The sequence below is a fragment of the Sporosarcina sp. E16_3 genome (genome assembly GCF_017347125.1).
Classification (GTDB): Bacteria; Bacillota; Bacilli; order Bacillales_A; family Planococcaceae; genus Sporosarcina.
This window is the reverse complement of the sequence record NZ_JADPRX010000026.1, coordinates 24,228-44,093: the sequence shown is the minus strand read 5'-3', so window position 1 is coordinate 44,093 and position 19,866 is coordinate 24,228. Positions and strand designations below refer to the sequence as shown.

Sequence of the window (19,866 nt, the reverse complement as noted above, 5' to 3'; positions counted from 1 at the left end):
GAAGTCACTTCTTGCCACACTTGTCCCTCGGTAAAACTGTAGTGATTATTTTAGCCGAAAGCGAGCCGGAAATGTACTAGGGAAAATGTACAATTTTATGCTTTTCTTACATGTTCTTTATGTAAGAAGGCGGTTAATAAACAGACGTGTTCTATTTTCATGGAGTAGCATAGCTATGTTATAATAAAATCATCATGTAGTAGAGGAAGTCGGCTAATGAAAATAGGTATTGTAGGCAATTATGGCAACGATAATAACGGGGACGAAGCTATTTTACTCAGCATTATTAAACAAGTGACGTCAACGTTCAAGATAGGCAGTACTGATTTAACTGTATTTAGTAATAATCCTAAACAAACAGCAGAACGGTATGGCGTAACTAGTTTTCCACTGTATTATAAAAATGGAAATGCAGTAAAGACATTTTTTAAAACATACCAAAATAATAAGCGAATCGTTAAGACGTTTGATTTGCTGATTATAGGCGGCGGCGGAATCTTAATGGATTTATATAAAAGGGAAGCGCCGTTGTTTGGGTCATATGCAATGATGGCTAAAAACTCGAAGACGCCTTATGTTGTTTACGGATGCGGCGCAGGTCCGTTAAGCAGCAGTTTAGGAAAATGGTTTATCCGTTATATGGCTAAACATGCGGACAGTATTTCGGTACGCGATCCCGAATCTGTTGAACTATTGAAGTCAATCGGTGTAAAAGAACAAGTTCTGACTATCGGCGATCCAGCGTTTTCCTTGCGTCAACCTGGCCTGGAGAAATCAGCCACGCCAACAAAAATCGGTATTACGGCTGTCCCCTATTATAATGCAGGTTATTGGCCAGAAGGGAATCCTGCTATCTATAACGATTATGTAGAAGGCATGGCGAAAAACCTGGACAATCTAGCTGCGAAACACGATGTTGAACTGACATTTTTCGCGACAAAATTCCCGCAAGATGCAGATGTTACAAAAGACATCCAACAAAAAATGACACATAAAGACAAGACGACAATCATCGATGATAATCTTCTGCCAACTATGATTCTCGATGTGACAGCACAACAAGATATCATTATCGGTACGAGGCTCCATTCCTTGATTTTGGCGACATGTACTGAAACCCCCGTCATGGCAATTTCTTATCATCATAAAGTGAATGATTTCATGAAACTCGCCGACTTAGAAAAGTATGCATTTCCAATCGGGGACATCAACAAGCAACACACACTGTTCCTGGATGCATTTAATGAAATGAATGGAAATTGGCAAGGAACATTAGAAGACACAAAAAAACTTTCAATCAAATTGTACGATGAATCGATGAATGGAACAAAGCAGTTTGTAGCAGCAATAAAGAAAAAGTGAAAACAATAAAACAGCCGCAAAAGTGAACGCTACTTTTGTGGCTGTTTTCTATTTTGTGTTGTAGAGCGATCATATAACCTCGCACACCGAGCATATCCGCTGTCCGAGCGATCATTTAACCCTGCACACCGAGCATATCCGCTGTCCGAGCGATCATATAACCTCGCACACCAAGCATATCCGCTGTCCAAGCGATCACATACCTGAGCATATCCACTTGACCAGCTTCAATTCTAATCTCAAAACCCAAGCGCCTTCCTAACATCAGCCATATACGTCTGGCCAACAGGCAACTCTGTACCATCTCTTAATGTTAGAACTAGATTAGAAGTAATGTCTCTGGAAATGCGATGGATAAATGGAATATTAACAATGTAAGAGCGATGGATACGCAGAAACGTCTTTGGTAGTCGTAATTGCAATTCTTTTAGCGTATAGCTGGTACAAAATTGTTCACTTGCAACATAAAACCAAGTTTTCTTTTGCAAGCTCTCTATATAAGCAATCTCTTCAATTGCGACTGGGCTCCATTCATCCTCTTGTTTTCCAGTGAGGAAGCGAAACGGTTCATGTCGCAGTACATGATAATTCGGCGGCAAGATAACGATAAGCGCACCAGCTTCGCCTTGGAGGTCGATCGGATAACCAATTCCATAATAGGGGATTCCGAACAATGAGTTATCCATGATTTTATCAACCTTGAGTCGATGGTTAATGACTTTATCCGCAATGCTACCAGGCATGACAGGCTGCCCTTCTTTTAAGCGGATATCATGAATACCTTCCACGTAATAGATGTAGGTATCACCCACCGCAATTGCAATAGCAGCATCTTTCGGTACCCAATCTTCCAATATAGAAGCATATTGCTGTAACACTTCTCTCTCAATCTCCATATTCACCATCCTCACATCTGTATCCCCCTTTTTATCTATGAAACTCTACTGGCAAACTATTTCGTCATCTACAAACCGCTTTCATCCTAAAATAACAACCTTTTGTCGGAAAGTACAGACAGCTTTGCGTCTCCTGTTATATATTACTGTATAACAACTCCGGCTGTTATGAAACAGTACAAAAGAATTAATTTCACAACTAGCTGAACATAAAAAAACTGGAAGGTGTGACTGTAGATATGACTAGACAAGAGCAGATTGAACAATTGGAGAAAAGCTGGGCGGAGGATAGCAGATGGAAAGGAATTGAACGTCCTTACACTGCTGAAGATGTTGTGAAACTTCGTGGATCCGTTTTGATTGAACAAACACTGGCAACAAAAGGTGCGACTCGCTTATGGAGTTCATTGCATGAAGAGGATTTCATCAATGCCCTTGGCGCTCTAACAGGCAATCAGGCAGTTCAACAAGTAAAAGCTGGACTTCAAGCAATCTATCTTAGTGGGTGGCAAGTGGCGGCGGATGCAAATCTTTCGGGCCAAATGTATCCTGACCAAAGTTTGTATCCAGCAAATAGTGTTCCTTCTGTCGTCAAACGTATCAACCAAGCACTTCAACGGGCTGACCAAATCGATCACGCTGAAGGACGAACAGATGGTTTCGACTGGTTCGCACCCATTATTGCAGACGCTGAAGCAGGTTTCGGTGGACCCCTTAACGTATTCGAATTAATGAAAGGCATGATAGAGGCTGGAGCAGCAGGCGTTCACCTTGAAGATCAACTTGCATCCGAAAAGAAATGTGGACACTTGGGCGGTAAAGTATTGTTGCCGACACAAAATGCGATCCGTAACTTAGTGGCAGCAAGACTTGCGGCTGACGTTTTAGGCGTACCGACTGTTCTTATCTCACGTACAGATGCAGATGCAGCAGATATGGTCACAAGCGATATTGATCCGGTAGACGCTGAATTCCTTACGGGGGAGCGCACACCTGAAGGATTCTACCGTACAAAACCTGGTATCGACCAAGCGATTGCACGTGGATTGGCTTATGCACCTTATGCAGACCTTGTCTGGTGTGAAACATCGCATCCATCTCTTGAAGAGGCACAACAGTTTGCAGATGCAATCCATGCGGAATTCCCTGGGAAAATGCTTGCTTACAACTGCTCGCCTTCATTCAACTGGGAAGCAAACTTGGACAAAGCGACAATCGCGAAGTATCAAGTGGAACTCGGTAAAATGGGTTACAAATTCCAGTTCGTTACACTTGCAGGCTTCCATTCATTGAACCACAGCATGTTTAATCTTGCGCATGACTACAAAGACAATGGCATGGCAGCTTATTCAAAACTGCAACAGGCTGAATTTGCTAATGAAGACAAAGGGTACACAGCGACTAAACACCAACGTGAAGTTGGAACAGGTTACTTCGACGAAGTGTCACAAATCATTTCTGGCGGTACATCTTCTACAACAGCGATGAAAGGCTCAACAGAAACTGCACAATTTGTTTGATCTTTCGGTGCCAGTAACAATCGGAAAGGATGATTCATCTGACTATAAAACAAGAAACATCTTATACTATAGAAGTTTTAGGCAGGTTAACTGCTGAAAGTGAAGAGATTTTAACACCGGAAGCACTGGCATTTCTACAATCCCTTCATGTTAAATTCGACGAGAGACGGAGAGACCTTTTAGCTAGCCGTCAACAGCGTCAAAACGCTATCGACAGTGGACTAAAACTAGATTTCTTAGCCGAAACAAAACACATTCGGGATGGGGATTGGACAATTGCCCCCCTCCCGCATGACCTGCAGGATAGACGGGTAGAAATTACAGGTCCAGTCGGCCGGAAGATGGTCATCAATGCATTGAATTCAGGCGCAAAAACATTCATGGCTTGTTTTGAAGATGCGACATCACCCACATGGGCCAACATGTTGGAAGGTCAGCTTAATATGAAAGATGCCGTGCGGCGAACGATTGAGTTTGAACAGCATTCCAATGGCAAAACATACAAATTGAATGATGACACCGCGGTATTAATGATTCGACCGCGGGGGTTGCATCTGTTAGAAAAGAACGTCGTGTTTGATGGAGAGCCGATTGCGGGAAGTTTCTTTGACTTCGGACTTTATTTCTTCCATAACGCCCAGGAATTAATCACACGCGGATCTGGACCTTACTTTTATCTACCAAAGCTTGAAAGTCATCTGGAAGCAAGGTTGTGGAATGATGTATTTATCTTTGCGCAGCAGCAACTTGGCATTCCGAACGGGACCATTCGGGCGACGGTGTTAATTGAAACGATTGCGGCAGCATTTGAAATGGACGAAATTCTATATGAACTTCGGGACCATTCAGCAGGCCTTAATTGTGGCCGTTGGGATTATATATTTAGTTATATTAAACGGCTACGCAATCAACCAAACGTTATTTTGCCAGATCGTGGGCAAGTAACAATGACGTCGCCATTCATGCGGGCTTATACATTGCTTTGTATTCAAACTTGTCATAAGCGCAATGCTCCAGCAGTCGGTGGGATGGCCGCGCAAATCCCGATTAAAAATGACCCGCAAGCAAACGCGGCGGCATTTGGCAAAGTGAGTGAAGATAAACGCCGTGAAGCGACAGACGGTCATGACGGAACATGGGTAGCGCATCCAGGACTCGTCGAAGTTGCGATGGAGCAGTTCAACGAGCATATGCCGACACCGAATCAGATTGATCGGAAGCGGGAAGACGTGAAAGTCATCGCTTCAGACTTGCTCGAAGTCCCTGAAGGAACGATTACGGAACAAGGGGTGCGAATGAATTGCAGTGTAGGCGTCCAGTATATTGCTTCCTGGTTTAGAGGAAACGGCGCCGCACCTATCAATAATTTGATGGAAGATGCGGCGACAGCTGAAATTTCAAGATCACAAGTATGGCAATGGATCCGTCATCCACAAGGTAAACTAAGCGATGGGCTGGATATTACTGGGGAACTGGTTACAAAAGTATTGCAAGAGGAATTGGAATTAATCAAACAGACTGTTGGTGACACTGCATTCCGTTCAGGCCGATATACTGAAGCAGCCGAGCTGTTTTCATCCTTGATTGTGCAAGATGACTTCGTTGAGTTTTTGACACTGCCGGGTTATGAATTATTAAACTGAACTACAAATGGAGGTCAAACAATATGAGAGTGGAGGAGATTTATATGCAAACAAACAACAATAGGAAAGAAATGCCCAGAAAGATTTGTCGTGAATGTGGTTGTGAAATTATAGAGCAAGTTGAATCCCCATTGTTCGAGTGCGAGCGGTGTATGGGTTCGAACGAAGAGTGACATAGTAACGGCTCTATTCCTACAAGTGGAATAAAGCCGTTTTTATTTGCTTTGATTAACTATAAGAGGATTTTAGCGACATGTATGGAAGTAGTACTAGAGCTAGAAAGTATATTTTGAAAATAGCTAGGGGGAAATAGAATGCGAAACGAAGAAATGTTACTGATACCTGGACCGACGCCTGTTGTAGATTCCATTTATGATGCGCTGGCGAGTGAAACGAGAGGACATACTGATCCACGGTTTGTTGCGATTTACAAAAATGCTATTGAGCAGACGCGTGAAATGTTGCAAACAGACGGAGAAGTGTTTGTCGTTGCCGGATCGGGAACGATTGCAATGGAAATGGCGCTTGTTAACACGGTCGCAGCTGGTGAAAAGATATTAGTCGTCAGCCAAGGTTATTTCGGGGACAGGTTCATTAAATTAGGACAAGCTTTTGGCATAGAAGTGGATGTACTTCAATCGGCATGGGGTAAGCAAGTTACGCCTGCTGAAGTGGAAGCGAAACTTGCTGATGGGCATTATAAAGCAGTGACAATAACGCATGCCGATACTTCGACTGGCGTTGCAGCTGATCTTGATGCACTTGTACCAATCGTGAAAAAGCATGGTGCACTTGTCATTTTAGACGGTGTCTGTGCAACGGCTGCGATGGAAGAAGATATGAGTAAAACATATGGCCATCCGGATTATAAAATTGATGTCATTTTGACAGGCTCGCAAAAAGCAATTGGTGTTCCGCCGGGATTGGCTATTATTGCCTTCAATCAAACAGCATTAGCCGCAAGAAAGCAGTTGGAACGCGTTTCGGCTTATTATTGCGATATCTACAATTGGATTCCTGTCATGAACGATCCTTCAAAGTATTTTGCAACACCGCCTGTGAACTTGATTTATGCCTATGATGAAGGAATGAGACTCGTTCACGCGGAAGGCTTGTCGACAAGAATTGTTCGCCATACGGCATTCGGCAAAGCAGTACGAGCCGCGCTGTCCGAATATGGCATGATAGCAATTGCTGATGAAGACGTTGCAGCATCAACATTGAGCTGCATTCTTTATCCAGAGGGAGTTAACGACGCGGAATTCCGCGCAGCACTTGGTAAAAAAGGTGTGATTGTCGCAGGCTCACTTGCTCATTTAGCAGGCAAAGCGTTCCGCATTGGGCATATGGGGAATACAACGGAGGCAATGCTGGAAAAAGCGGTAGAATTAATTGGTGACACGTTGAATGAATTGGGACATCCAGTTAATTCGGCAAAGGCGGTTGAACGGTTTAAACAAGAAGTACAAGTGGTTGTTTAAGTAAGGAAATAATGGGGCTATCCTTTAATGGGTAGCCCTTTTTTGGTAGGAAAAAGGGGTGAGCGATTATCTAACCTCGCCAACCAATCATATAACCCCGCGACCCGATCATATAACCGTGCGACCCGATCATAAACTCCGCGACCCGATCATATAACCCGGCGACCCGATCATAAACTCCGCGAACCGATCATATAACCCGGCGACCCGATCATAAACTCCGCCAACCAATCATATCACCCCGCGACCCAATCATATCCCGGCACGTATAACCACAAAAAAAGTACCCAAAAGCCAAACATCTGGGTACCCCTCGCTTATTCAATCTCCCGTGATTTCTTAAAGACGGCTAACTCGTAAGGATCGATAGATGTAAATTCACCTATTACTTCCTGTTGCGCTGTGTTCTTTTCAAAATTATTGTTCGCCATAATTCGCCATATCGCCGATGAAGGCAAGCGCAACTGATAGGCTATTTTTGTTGGATTAACATAGATTGCAAAGTCTTCGTTATCTCCAAGTAACGTGAAGCCAAAAACAGGAGCGGGCGTCTCTACTATAAATAATCTTCTCCTAATCTCTTGTTTAGAAGTCAGGCGAAATACATCATATTTTTTCCGTAGTGCAATCAGCGTTTTAATAAATTCAACATTGTCATTTTCTACTTCTCTTTTCCGCCAATCTAATTGATTAATCCAATCACCGGAAATATAGCTATTCTCATCGCCCTGTTTCGTTCTAAACCATTCTTGACCGGCATGGATAAACGGAATCCCTTGGCTTAATAACGTGATTCCTGAAGCAAGTTGGTGCATTTTCTTACGCGTCAAATCGCTGTCTTGCTCATTACTAAGTAGAAGCCGATCCCATAGTGTATGGTTATCGTGACATTCGACAAAGTTAATTGTTTGGTTCACCTCGGACACAAATGGTGCACCTAATTCTTCTAAAGCGGTTCCAGATACGAGATTGTGTAGCCTTTCGATGAAACGTCCTTGACCATTTACATAACCAGAATCGTGTTTGTTAAATAACTGACCTTTGAGTGAATCGCGGAAGTAGTCATTGAAAAACTTGATATCCGCTAATTGATTGGCGTGCATGGAAGTAGCTTTCTTTTCGGGAGCTAATGCCGTTGGGAGGTCCCAACCTTCACCTAACAACATAATCGGCACTGATTCTTCTTTACAGCGTTCATGAATTTTGTTCATTGTCTCAATATCAATGGCCCCCATTAAATCAAACCGGAATCCATCTACATGATAGTCATTAAGCCAAACATTAATCGAATCTACTATGAATTTTCGCGCCATTGCTCGTTCTGATGCAAAATCATTACCTACCCCAGTTCCATTGCTAGGGCTTCCATCACTGTGATACCTGAAGTAATAGCCAGGAACAAGTTTTTCGAATGGTGATTCATCCATGATAAAAACATGATTATACACGACATCAAGGATTACCGCGATATCTTCCTGATGAAACGCTTGAATCATCTTTTTACATTCAATGATTCTTGCTACAGGGTCATTAGGTGTCAAGGAATAACTGCCTTCTGGTACTTGAAAGTATAATGGATCATAGCCCCAATTATAGTTATCGTTCGGATTAGTCTCATCTACGCGTGCAAAATCATTAATTGGTAAAAGTTGAACATGCGTGCAACCTAATTCTTTCATATAAGTAAGCGCTGTTGAAAAACCATTTTTAGTTGTTGTAGCCGTTTCTGTCAAACCTAAAAATTTTCCTCGATTAACGACCCCACTATCTTCTTGAATTGTTGCGTCTCTTACATGTAACTCATAGATAATTGCATCTTGTAAATTTTGGAGTTTTGGCCTGTTGCGTTTGTTAAAGTTAGGCGGGTCTGTTCTAGCGGGGTCTATAATCACGCTTTTTTCACTGTTAGCAAGCAAAGCTTTCGCATAGGGATCATTCAAATGAGTCGTTTGTCCATTGACGATAATTTCATAATGATAAGCAAAACCATGCCAGTCACCCTCGACTTTTAGTTGCCATAGTCCACTTTTTTGTCGATTTACTAAAAAATAACGATTATCTAAATACACCTTTACAGAAGTAGCCGTCGGGGCCCAAATAGAGAGTGTTGTTGCCGATTCTTCGTAGTCAGCCCCCAATTTAGTATCCAAATTGGCATAGTGCTGATCAAACCAATCCGTACGGACGATTGCTCTAGGGTAAACAGGGATCTTCGCTGTGCCCCATAAGAGCACAAGACTTTCTCCAATTGGCAGTTCTTCTAAAAGAATGATCCTAACGGTGGAATCGGCGTTTACTTTTTCAACATTTGTCGAAAAGTACTTCTCTTTCGCTGCCCAATAAATGATGGGTGGTTCTTCCGTGTGCAGCATTATTGAACTATCGTTCACGATAACGGTTAACACGTGAACATCATCGATCCAAGCCACATGAGTTTCCACAAAAGTACCCCCTTATTTTGTTTAGATTTAACATGCTGGACGTACGGGCGCCGCTGTCTTTAGTGCCATGACCCTAAATTCGCCTTCACTATTTCCATTTACAAGTGCTTAACCTTAGTATATGTTCTTCCACCAATTTAAGAAACGTACCTGAACTTTAACCGGAAATCGATATTTGTTGTTCATTGAAGTTATTGTCATCCTATTAAAAGTTTAAACAATATCTGCTGATTAACCATTTATTTGCATAAAATACTGGTGAGAAGGGCTGGATATCCTCCATTTTCACTGGACTATTTTCGGCCCGCTTACGGCTAACTATTCATGACAGATTTACTGTGGGATCCTAGTGTGGCTAGAAGCGACTCCGTCACTTCTAGCCACACTCTTTTCAGTAATACTGTTGTGAATAGTTGCCTGTCGCGTTCCTACACTATTCAAGTGAAAAATGCAGCTGTTTTGGAAGAAAAGAGTAGATGACTATCTATAGAGATTGTAAGTGCCCGAAGATACAATTTCGGGCACTCTTGCACGTTGTATAACGTGCTTCTTGCTTACTTTTAACAAAGAGTATGCATCTAATCATGTGACGCCTACTAGAAAGTGACACTTCTTTACTAAAAAAAGAAAAAACCAAAGGGAAAGCATCAGCCGCCAAAATTGCATCTTTGGCGGCTTTTTTCGAGGTGAGAAGCCAACTATTCTTTCGTCCCAAAAAGCATCTGCACTACGTGTACTTATGCATTTGGAGCAGGGCGGAAGAAGGACCACAATACGATTACCGGAAAAACTGTGTAGGGATGCGACGAAGTCGCATCCCTACACATCCAGATATCCGGGGAATGGTATAGAAGTCATTCAATCCAAAGCAATCCAAAAGCGCAACGTTACATTTAGCCCCCAGTGTGTGATCAAGTTATTTGCTGGTTTGGTCAATCAACAGACGTGGATTTATATATGGAAATGAAGCCAGCGTTAAGTCCTTCATTCGACAAAAACTAACAATAAATTTACAAAAAAAGAAATTTGTAGAACGATTTAAAATTTATTTACATACTAATCTGTTAACATAGAATGTGATATAAGCGATAGCAATAAGGTTTCTATATAGCATAGTAAACTAGAAAATCACGAACTGTGGATAAGCAGTGACATAGGGATTTCACGTCAAGACTCCAAAGCCCTTTGAACAGGTGCTTGCGCTTTTGATTTTCCAATTGTAATTGCTTAGGATATGAAAGTTGTGTCATTACAATACTCAACTATTACAAAGAAGTAAATAATAAAGGATCCACGACAAAGAAGAACTAGTCATATTCGTATACCTTCATGAATATAATCTTAATTGGCTCAAGAAAGGAGTCAGCACGATGCATTACGATATTTCAGAACAGGAACTATTTTTATTCCACCAAGGTACTAATTATCATAGTCACCAATTAGTAGGTTGCCATACGATTGAATGGGAAGGCACTCAAGGTTATCGATTTGTAGTGTGGGCACCTAACGCCAAAGAAATCCATGTAGTCGGTGACTTTAATCAATGGAAAGGCAATTTACACCCATTAAAGAGAATTACTAACGAAGGGTTATGGGTTGGTTTTTATACGGAAATTCCCGAAAACACCCCTTATAAATATGAAATTCTATCGGAGAATGGTCAGGTGCTATTGAAAGCAGATCCATATGCTCTTCAATCTGAGCTTCGCCCTGAAACGGCATCTTTAACCCCGGTACTATCCGAATATGAGTGGAGCGATACTGATTGGCAAGAAGAAAAGAAATCGTTTGATGTGTATACATCACCAGTATCGATTTATGAAGTTCATCTAGGCTCTTGGAAAAAAGACGTAGACGGTGAATTTTATTCATATCGAGAACTTGCTGATCAATTGATTCCTTATGTGAAATCGCTCGGCTATACACATATTGAATTACTCCCACTTGCAGAGCATCCATTTGATCTGTCGTGGGGTTATCAAATAACTGGGTATTTTTCTGTCACGTCGCGTTATGGACCACGTGATGAATTTAAATATTTTGTTGATCAATGCCATCAACACAACATCGGAGTCATTATGGACTGGGTTCCTGGTCACTTTTGTAAGGATGATTTTGCACTTCGTCAATTTGATGGGGAGCCATTATATGAATATGCCGATCCACGTAAAGCTGAAAAAAAGTTGTGGGGAACATTAACCTTCGACTTTGGGCGACCAGAAGTACAAAGTTTTTTAATCTCTAATGCGCTTTTTTGGCTAGAAGAATACCATATCGATGGGATTCGTGTAGATGCAGTTGCTAGTATGCTCTATCTTAATTTTGATAAATCAGAGGACAAGGATAAAGTTTACAATTCATTCGGTGGAGATGAAAATCTTGAAGCATATGCCTTTATTCGCAAATTAAATGAAGTTATTTTTTCATATGAACCCGGCGTAATGATGATGGCTGAAGATAGTTCAGATTTACCACTTGTTACGGCGCCTACACATGTAGGAGGGCTTGGTTTTAATTTCAAATGGAATATGGGCTGGATGAACGACACGCTTACATATTTGGAGGCTGATCCATTTCACCGTAAATGGCACCACAATTTACTTACGTTTTCATTTATGTATACACATACGGAAAATTTTCTACTACCGCTGTCACACGATGAGGTCGTTCATGGTAAAAAATCATTGCTTGATAAAATGCCTGGTGACCAGTGGCAACAGTTTGCAAATCTTAGATTGCTATATGGCTATATGATGGCGCACCCTGGTAAAAAGTTATTATTCATGGGAGGCGAGCTAGCCCAGTACGCTGAATGGAAGGACCAAGAACAATTGGATTGGCATCTACTGGAGTATCCACTTCATAAAGCGATGTTTAACTATGTCAAAGCGCTCAATCATTTCTATCTAGAATATCCAGAACTTTATGAATTGGACCATGATTCTGAGGGGTTTGAGTGGATTGATCCTCATAATATCAATCAAAGTGTGATTGCTTTTCGGAGACGTAGTACAAGTCCAGGGGAAGAACTAATTATTGTCTGCAATTTCACACCGGATGTTCTTTTTGACTATAAAATCGGTGTACCAAACCCCGGGACTTATCACGAAGTTTTTAATTCAGACGCTGTTCAATTCGGGGGATCTGGACAAGTAAACGATGCTAACCACTTTAGTATCCCGCAAAAATGGCACACATTATCACAGCATATAAAAATAAAGGTACCACCTTTAGCTATTACAATTTTTAAATGCAAACTAATACCGGAAATCATCGACGAGGAGGCTAATTAATGAAGAATTGTGTAGGCATGTTATTGGCTGGCGGAGAAGGAAAACGTTTAGGAGAATTAACGAAAAACTTAGCAAAACCAGCAGTGCACTTCGGTGGTAAGTATCGAATTATTGATTTCACGTTAAGTAATTGTGCAAATTCTGGGATTCATACATTGGGCGTGATGACCCAATATTCACCGCTCGAATTAAATAAGCATATTGGGAACGGAAAACCGTGGAACTTGAATCGACAAAATACGGGTGTGACAATACTTTCCCCTTATAAAGCGAAAGACGGAGGCGACTGGTATTCTGGTACGGCCGATGCGATCTATCAAAATATTCATTTTATCGATCGGCATGACCCAGAATATGTCCTTGTCATTTCGGGTGATCATATTTATCAAATGGATTACGCAGCAATGTTGGAAGATCATAAAAAAACGGGCGCTGATGTCACCATTTCCGCAATCCCGGTGAGTTGGGAAGAAGCGTCACGGTTTGGAATTTTGAATACGACCGAGAACATGCGCATCTACGAATTTGATGAAAAACCGAAAATACCAAAAAATAATTTAGCATCTATGGGCGTATATATATTTTCCTGGTCAATGTTGAGAGCCTATTTAGTGGAAGATGCTGCAAATAGTCACTCCAGTCATGATTTCGGAAAGGATATTATTCCAGCGATGGTTAATGATAATCTTCGCTTGTATGCTTATCGTTTCGAAGGGTATTGGAAGGACGTCGGTACAATTGAAAGCTACTGGGAAGCCAATATGGACTTACTTGATGAGGATTGGAGTCTCTTATTAAACAATGCAAACTGGAGAATTTTCACCAATGAAACGAACATACCCCCGGAATATATCAGTGAAACTGCAGTTGTAAAGCATTCATTGATTAATTCTGGTTGTTGGGTGTGTGGAACAGTTGACAGTTCTGTATTATTTGAAAATGTAGTAATTCACCCTGATAGCATGGTTAAACAATCAATCCTGTACCCAGGCGTAGAGGTGGGGAAGAACTCGATTTTAGAACGCGTGATTGTAATGGAAAATACAAAGATTCCTGAAGGAACAGATATTAGCATTGGACTTACTGAAGAGCCGCTCGTCATCAATCAAGATACACTGAATGAGATTTTAGCGTTAAGTTATTAGGCTAAGCAATAGAAGTACAAATTGAACTTTTCAATAAAAGAGTGTCGTGAACATAGGAACTATAGTTCTCATTTGGACTGGTACGTTTCCGGCTCGCTTTCGGCAAAATAATCACGACAGGTTTAGGGAGGAATTGAAGTACATTCCTCCTCGAGAGGCAAGTGTGGCCAGAAGTGGCTTCGTCACTTCTAGCCACACCGACCTTGATCATCCTCTTGCGATTAGTTGCCTGTCGCGTTCCTACAACGTTCAAGTAAAAATTGCAGTTGCTTGGAATAGTAGAATAGATGACCTTTCACAGAAGTTATATGTGCCCGAAGATACAATTTCGGGCACGCTTGCATTTTCTACAATGCGTTCCTAACTTACTTTTTAGCCAAGGGTACGATCGGCTTCATGTGATTCCCTATAGAAAATGACGCTACCTAAAATTAAAAATGGAAAAAACCATAAAGAAGGAGTAAACAGCCAAAATTGCATCTTTGGCGGCCTTCATCCAGATAAGAAGCCAACGATTCTTTCGTTTCAAAAAGCTTAAGCACTTTATATACATGTGCCTTTGGAAAGCGACGGACGAACGCCAACCATACGATTAACGAAAAAGCTACGTAGGGTGCGACAAAGTCGCATCCTACGTAGCAAGAAATCCCGATAACATAGTAGCCGTTCAGTCCAGAGCAATCCGAAAGCACCTGCACATAGGGTGCTTAGTGTTTTATCACAAAAGTTAGCTGCTTGGCTAAGGGGGGTATCCCCGAGCGCCGTAGCAGATTTGAAGGGAATCTTTATTTCAACTTAGTTTGACAATCCAAGGAGGGAAAATAGATGAACACAATGATGGGCCTTATTAACCTAGAACACGAGCATCATTATTTTCATGAATTAACTTATTTTCGCAGCGGTGCCACAATTCCTTTTGCAGGCCGTTATCGTTTGATAGATTTTCCGCTTTCCAATATGGGAAATTCTAATGTAGAGTCCGTTGCGATTTTTACCCGCAATAAATATAGATCCCTAATGGATCATCTTCAAACAGGTGGTAGCTGGGAGATGGATGAGCGCAATGGAGGTTTGTTTATTCTTCCACCGGACTGGAACGATCCATCCGATATTTCAAAAGGCGATCTAAGTTTTTTCCATAATAACCGTGATTATTTTGATCGTGGAAAATCTTCCTATGTGCTGGTCAGCGGAAGTCAATTTATAACAAATACGAATTATCAAGATGCGTTTAAGAGTCATCTTGCTAATAAAGCAGATATAACGCTGATTTCTACTCGTGTCGAGACGTTAAATACTGAACATGATTCTGCTTTTCGTATTGAAGCAGACGAAGAGGGCTGGGTCACTGCAATCACGAATGATAAGCAGGACAACAACCTTTTCACGGGTGTTTATATTATAAACAAAGACTTATTAATGACGTTAGTTGATCAATGTATCGCACACCACCAAGATCACTTTTTTGTCCATGGCATTAAAGAGAATCTTGCTACGTTAAAGGTACAAACTTATAACAACGAGGGGTACGGCGTGTTTATCAATTCAATCGAGAGTTATTATAGGCATAATATGAACCTATTATCCGAGGTGAATTATCAGGAACTGTTTTATAAACAACCGTTTATTAGGACAAAGGTTGGGAATCAGCCACCAACGAAATATCGTAATGAAGCGAGTGTCAAAAAATCAATCCTAGCAAATGGTTGTATTATTGCCGGTGAGGTAGAAGGTAGTGTGTTGTTTCGAGGTGTAACCGTAGAAGAAGGAGCCACGATAAAAAACTCGATTATCATGCAGCGATGTACGATTGAAGCAGGAGTCTATTTGGAGAATGTGATATTAGATAAAGACGTTCATGTGACCGCCAATCAAAAATTAATCGGGTCGAAGGATAAACCATATGTCGTTGCAAAAAGACAAGTCATGTAAAATAAGAAATCGTTGGTTGGAAAGGGTAGATTTTATATGAGAAACGTATTATTTGTAGCTTCGGAATGTACTCCTTTTATTAAAACTGGTGGATTAGCAGATGTGATTGGTTCACTTCCACAAGCATTAAAAATGAACCAACGAATCGAGGTGCGCGTGATTCTTCCACTTTATGATGAAATACCGGTAGAGTGGCGGAATCAAATGGAGTACCTTATGAGCTTCAATGTACCGCTTGGGTGGCGTAATTCGGAAGCAAGTCTTTATTCTTTAAACTATAATAATATTATTTATTACTTCGTTTCAAATGAGTATTATTTCACCCGTAAAGGGGTATACGGGTATTATGATGACGGTGAAAGGTTTTTGTTTTTTAGTCGTGCTGTTATTGAAGCCTTAACCCATCTAGACTTTAAACCGGACGTACTCCACGCACATGATTGGCAAGCGGGTATGGCTGTTGCTCTCGCTAAAATACTTCAGCCAATCGCTGATATGCAAACGGTCATGACGATTCATAATATTAAGTACCAAGGGATGATGCCGATCGACATATTTGAGGATTTCTTTGATATGTCACGGGAGCATATCGGTGGTTTTGAATGGAATGGGATGTTGAACTGCTTGAAAAGCGGTTTGTTTCATGCAGATAAAATAACAACCGTTAGTCCTAGTTATGGAGAAGAAATAAAAGACCCTTACTATGGTGAAGAACTTCACTCATTTCTCTTGGAACGGTCCGCTGATTTAAGCGGTGTGCTTAATGGTATTGATACTAAAGATTATAATCCCCAAACAGACCCGGCAATTGCAGTTAACTACCGCTCTTCGAGGGCTAAAAAGAAGGAAAATAAGATGATGATCCAAGAGAAACTAGGATTGCCGATTGCCGCTGAAAAGCCGCTCTATATTATTATAACTCGGCTTGTTGAACAAAAAGGCTTGCATCTTGTTCAACATATTTTAGATGATTTTCTCCACGAAGATGTTCAATTCATTATCTTAGGAACCGGTGATGAAGAATTTGAAACGTATTTTACGGAAGCGGCTGAAAGTCATCCGAATAAACTTGTGACCTTGTTGGCTTTTGATGAAGGATTAGCGCGCCAATTATATGCAAGTGCTGATTTCTTTGTCATGCCATCAAAGTTTGAACCTTGTGGATTAGCCCAACTCATTGCCTTACAATACAAAACGGTACCAATTGTGCGGGAGACGGGTGGACTGAAGGATACAGTTCTATCGTTTAACGAACTAACTGGTGAAGGAAATGGATTTAGTTTTACGAATTACAATGCGGATGATTTATTGGCTACCTTACGCTATTCGTTACGAATTTATCATGATCCCCTTCAGTGGCCTGTAGTGGTTAAGAATGTGAATAAAAGTCAGTTCAGCTGGCAGGATTCAGCTCGGGAGTATGCAACTATTTATGACCAATTAATGACAATAAATGTATAGGGGGCAGATTTTTGCTTGAACTAACTGTGGATGGGTTTAAAGAACGGATCATAAGTAAATTACAAACAGACCAAAGAAAAGAAGTTGCGGATGCGACCGGTAAAGATATGTATTATGTGATTGCTTCAATTGTCAATGAGGAAATCTTACCGCATTGGCAATTGACTCAAAAAAAATATATCGAGAAAAGCTGTAAACAAGTTTATTATTTATCGATGGAGTTTTTAGTTGGCAGTTTACTTCAAAGTAACCTGCTTAATTGTGGGATGCTTGAACAGTCAAATCAGGCGCTGAAGCAGTTGGGGTTCGACCCTGATACTATATACGCCCAAGAACATGATGCCGGTTTAGGGAATGGCGGGTTAGGTAGATTAGCGGCTTGTTTTCTAGATTCATTAGCTTCACTTAAATATCCTGGACATGGTTTCGGAATTAGATATCGTTACGGATTATTCGAACAACGAATTATCAATGGTAACCAGATTGAGCTTCCGGATTATTGGTTAAAGGATCAGTACGCTTGGGAAACGCGAAAAGAGGACGAAGCCATTTGCATTCATTATCACGGAAACGTACATATGTTTCAGCGGAATGATGGCAATATTGAATTTAAACATGAAAATACAGATAAGGTCATGGCGATACCTTATGATATTCCTATAGTTGGCTATAAAAATGAAGTGATCAATACACTTCGTCTTTGGAGTGCAGAATCAGTTGGTCAAGACCTAGATGACTCACATTTTTACCATGATCTAGATCATAAGCATTCGATTGAGCAAATTTCAGGGTATTTATATCCGGACGATTCGAAGTATGAAGGAAAAGAGTTGCGCTTAAAGCAACAGTATTTCCTTGTTTCTTCCAGTATACAAAATATCATTAACGACTTTAAAAAGAATCATCAAAAATCGTTAAAGTATTTACCTGAAAAAGTGGTTATTCAAGTGAATGATACGCACCCAACTTTAGCAATCCCTGAACTCATGAGAATTCTGATGGATGAAGAGCACTTCAGTTGGGACAGTGCCTGGGAAGTAACGACAAAAGTAATTGCCTACACGAATCATACGACATTGAGTGAAGCGCTTGAAACCTGGCCAAAAGGAATGATGGAACATCTACTTCCGCGTATTTATATGATTATTGATGAAATCAACGAGCGTTTCTGTAAGGGACTCTGGTTTGATCATCAAGAGCTTAGGAAGAAGATTCCGGAGCTAGCCATCATCGCTGATGAGCAAATTCACATGGCGCGGCTCGCAATTGTGGGTAGCTTCAGTGTGAATGGTGTTGCGCAAATTCATACGGATATTTTAAAGAAAAAGGAAATGAAGAACTTTTATGAACTTTTCCCAGATCGTTTTAATAATAAGACGAACGGAATCACCCATCGCCGTTGGCTGTTGCAAGCAAATCCGAAATTGTCGGAACTTATAACAGAGTCAATTGGTCCGCAGTGGATACAGCGCCCCAAACAGCTTATCAGCTTATTAAAGTATTCCAAGGATGCTTCATTTTTAGAAAAGTTTAGTCAAGTGAAGCATGAAAATAAGCAAATATTAGCTAACCTCATTCATGAACGCACGGGTATTTTAGTGGATGATCAATCAATTTTTGATGTGCAAATTAAACGGCTTCATGAATACAAACGTCAGTTGCTTAACATTTTCCACATTATTTATTTATACAATGAATTGAAAGAAAATCCCAATTTGAATATGATTCCACGCACATTTATTTTCGGAGCAAAGGCCGCACCGAGCTACCATCTAGCGAAAGAAGTAATTAAGCTTATTAATAAGGTGGCCTCGATTGTAAACCATGATGCGGGTATTCAAGGTAAGCTGAAAGTTGTATTTTTAGAAAACTACAATGTCAGCCTCGCTGAAAAAATCATACCGGCAGCTGATATTAGTGAACAGATATCAACTGCGAGTAAGGAAGCATCAGGTACTGGCAACATGAAAATGATGATGAACGGCGCTTTAACAATAGGTACGCTAGATGGTGCAAATGTTGAAATTAAAGAAGCCGTTGGCAATGAAAATATTTTCATTTTCGGTTTAACAGCGGATGAAGTATTGAATTACTATCAACATGGCGGTTATAATGCTATGGATATTTACAATACGGACGACAGGGTAAGCCGGATTCTAGATCAATTAAATCACGGTGAGTTTGGATCGCATGAAATTGAGTTCAAGGATATTTATTACAATCTTTTATCCCAAAATGATCCTTACTTTGTCTTAAAAGATTTTGAGCCTTATCTTGAAACCCAAGAGCTAGTGGAGCAGACGTACCGTGATAAACTATCCTGGCTCCATAAGAGTATTACGAATGTCGCTCATTCAGGAAAGTTCTCCAGCGACCGGACAATTCAAGATTATGCGACAGAGATCTGGAAGTTGAAAAAACAGGTTTGAAGTGAACCGGTTGTTTGCTCAAGGAAATAATGAGGGCTATTCTTCAATGGATAGTCCTATTTTTGTTGGGAAAAGAGGAGAGTGATCATATAACCCAGTTGACCGATCATATAGCCTTGCCAAGCAATCATATAAGCATGCGTACCGATCATATAGCCCCGCCAAGCGATCATATAAGCATGCGTACAGATCATATAACCTTGCCAAACAATCATATCCTACCATTGCCGTGCGTATAACTACTTGGACGGCCAGCCAACACG

General features: G+C 40.9%; 12 protein-coding genes. 9 read left to right on the top strand and 3 right to left on the bottom strand.

Annotated elements, in window-relative coordinates:
- Positions 1 to 216 precede the first annotated feature (216 nt).
- Positions 217 to 1,362, top strand: coding sequence for a polysaccharide pyruvyl transferase family protein (locus I2483_RS14390; protein ID WP_207277823.1), 1,146 nt, complete (start codon positions 217 to 219; stop codon positions 1,360 to 1,362).
- Between the two features lie 115 nt (positions 1,363 to 1,477).
- On the opposite strand, the gene I2483_RS19470 is transcribed toward I2483_RS14390, so the two are convergent.
- Positions 1,478 to 1,612 carry a hypothetical protein gene (locus tag I2483_RS19470; protein ID WP_255550458.1) on the bottom strand — a complete coding sequence of 45 codons (135 nt, stop codon included), beginning with the start codon at positions 1,610 to 1,612 and terminating at the stop codon, positions 1,478 to 1,480.
- Positions 1,602 to 2,267, bottom strand: coding sequence for a LytR/AlgR family response regulator transcription factor (locus I2483_RS14385; protein ID WP_207277835.1), 666 nt, complete (start codon positions 2,265 to 2,267; stop codon positions 1,602 to 1,604). The genes I2483_RS19470 and I2483_RS14385 overlap by 11 nt, the downstream gene beginning before the upstream one ends.
- 230 nt (positions 2,268 to 2,497) lie before the next feature.
- Here I2483_RS14385 and aceA point away from each other — a divergent pair, with 230 nt between their 5' ends.
- From aceA to I2483_RS14370, 3 genes are all read left to right on the top strand, one after another.
- Positions 2,498 to 3,778, top strand: coding sequence for an isocitrate lyase (gene aceA, locus I2483_RS14380; protein ID WP_207277822.1), 1,281 nt, complete (start codon positions 2,498 to 2,500; stop codon positions 3,776 to 3,778).
- Between the two features lie 29 nt (positions 3,779 to 3,807).
- Positions 3,808 to 5,421 (top strand): malate synthase A, encoded by a 1,614-nt coding sequence (gene aceB / locus I2483_RS14375; protein WP_207277821.1) that lies wholly within the window; start codon positions 3,808 to 3,810, stop codon positions 5,419 to 5,421.
- Between the two features lie 314 nt (positions 5,422 to 5,735).
- Positions 5,736 to 6,902, top strand: a complete 1,167-nt coding sequence (locus tag I2483_RS14370; protein ID WP_207277820.1) for a pyridoxal-phosphate-dependent aminotransferase family protein — start codon at positions 5,736 to 5,738, stop codon at positions 6,900 to 6,902.
- Positions 6,903 to 7,219: 317 nt separating this feature from the next.
- On the opposite strand, the gene pulA is transcribed toward I2483_RS14370, so the two are convergent.
- Complete coding sequence (pulA, locus tag I2483_RS14365; protein WP_207277819.1) at positions 7,220 to 9,343, bottom strand: type I pullulanase; 2,124 nt, start codon at positions 9,341 to 9,343, stop codon at positions 7,220 to 7,222.
- Between the two features lie 1,370 nt (positions 9,344 to 10,713).
- Here pulA and glgB point away from each other — a divergent pair.
- The 5 genes from glgB to I2483_RS14340 all read left to right on the top strand — a co-directional run bounded on the left by glgB (position 10,714) and on the right by I2483_RS14340 (position 19,603).
- The gene (gene glgB / locus I2483_RS14360; RefSeq protein ID WP_207277818.1) at positions 10,714 to 12,636 is read left to right on the top strand and encodes a 1,4-alpha-glucan branching protein GlgB; all 1,923 of its coding nucleotides are present in this window, start codon (positions 10,714 to 10,716) and stop codon (positions 12,634 to 12,636) included.
- Positions 12,636 to 13,781, top strand: coding sequence for a glucose-1-phosphate adenylyltransferase (locus I2483_RS14355; RefSeq protein ID WP_207277817.1), 1,146 nt, complete (start codon positions 12,636 to 12,638; stop codon positions 13,779 to 13,781). Before glgB ends, I2483_RS14355 begins: the two co-directional genes overlap by 1 nt.
- 825 nt (positions 13,782 to 14,606) lie before the next feature.
- Positions 14,607 to 15,713: a glucose-1-phosphate adenylyltransferase subunit GlgD gene (gene glgD, locus I2483_RS14350; protein WP_207277816.1), complete on the top strand. Its 1,107-nt coding sequence runs from the start codon at positions 14,607 to 14,609 to the stop codon at positions 15,711 to 15,713.
- Positions 15,714 to 15,749: 36 nt separating this feature from the next.
- The gene (locus I2483_RS14345) at positions 15,750 to 17,174 is read left to right on the top strand and encodes a glycogen synthase (protein WP_207277815.1); all 1,425 of its coding nucleotides are present in this window, start codon (positions 15,750 to 15,752) and stop codon (positions 17,172 to 17,174) included.
- 11 nt (positions 17,175 to 17,185) lie between these two features.
- On the top strand, positions 17,186 to 19,603 hold the full coding sequence (locus I2483_RS14340) for a glycogen/starch/alpha-glucan phosphorylase (RefSeq protein WP_207277814.1): 2,418 nt from the start codon (positions 17,186 to 17,188) through the stop codon (positions 19,601 to 19,603).
- The last annotated feature ends 263 nt before the right edge of the window (positions 19,604 to 19,866 follow it).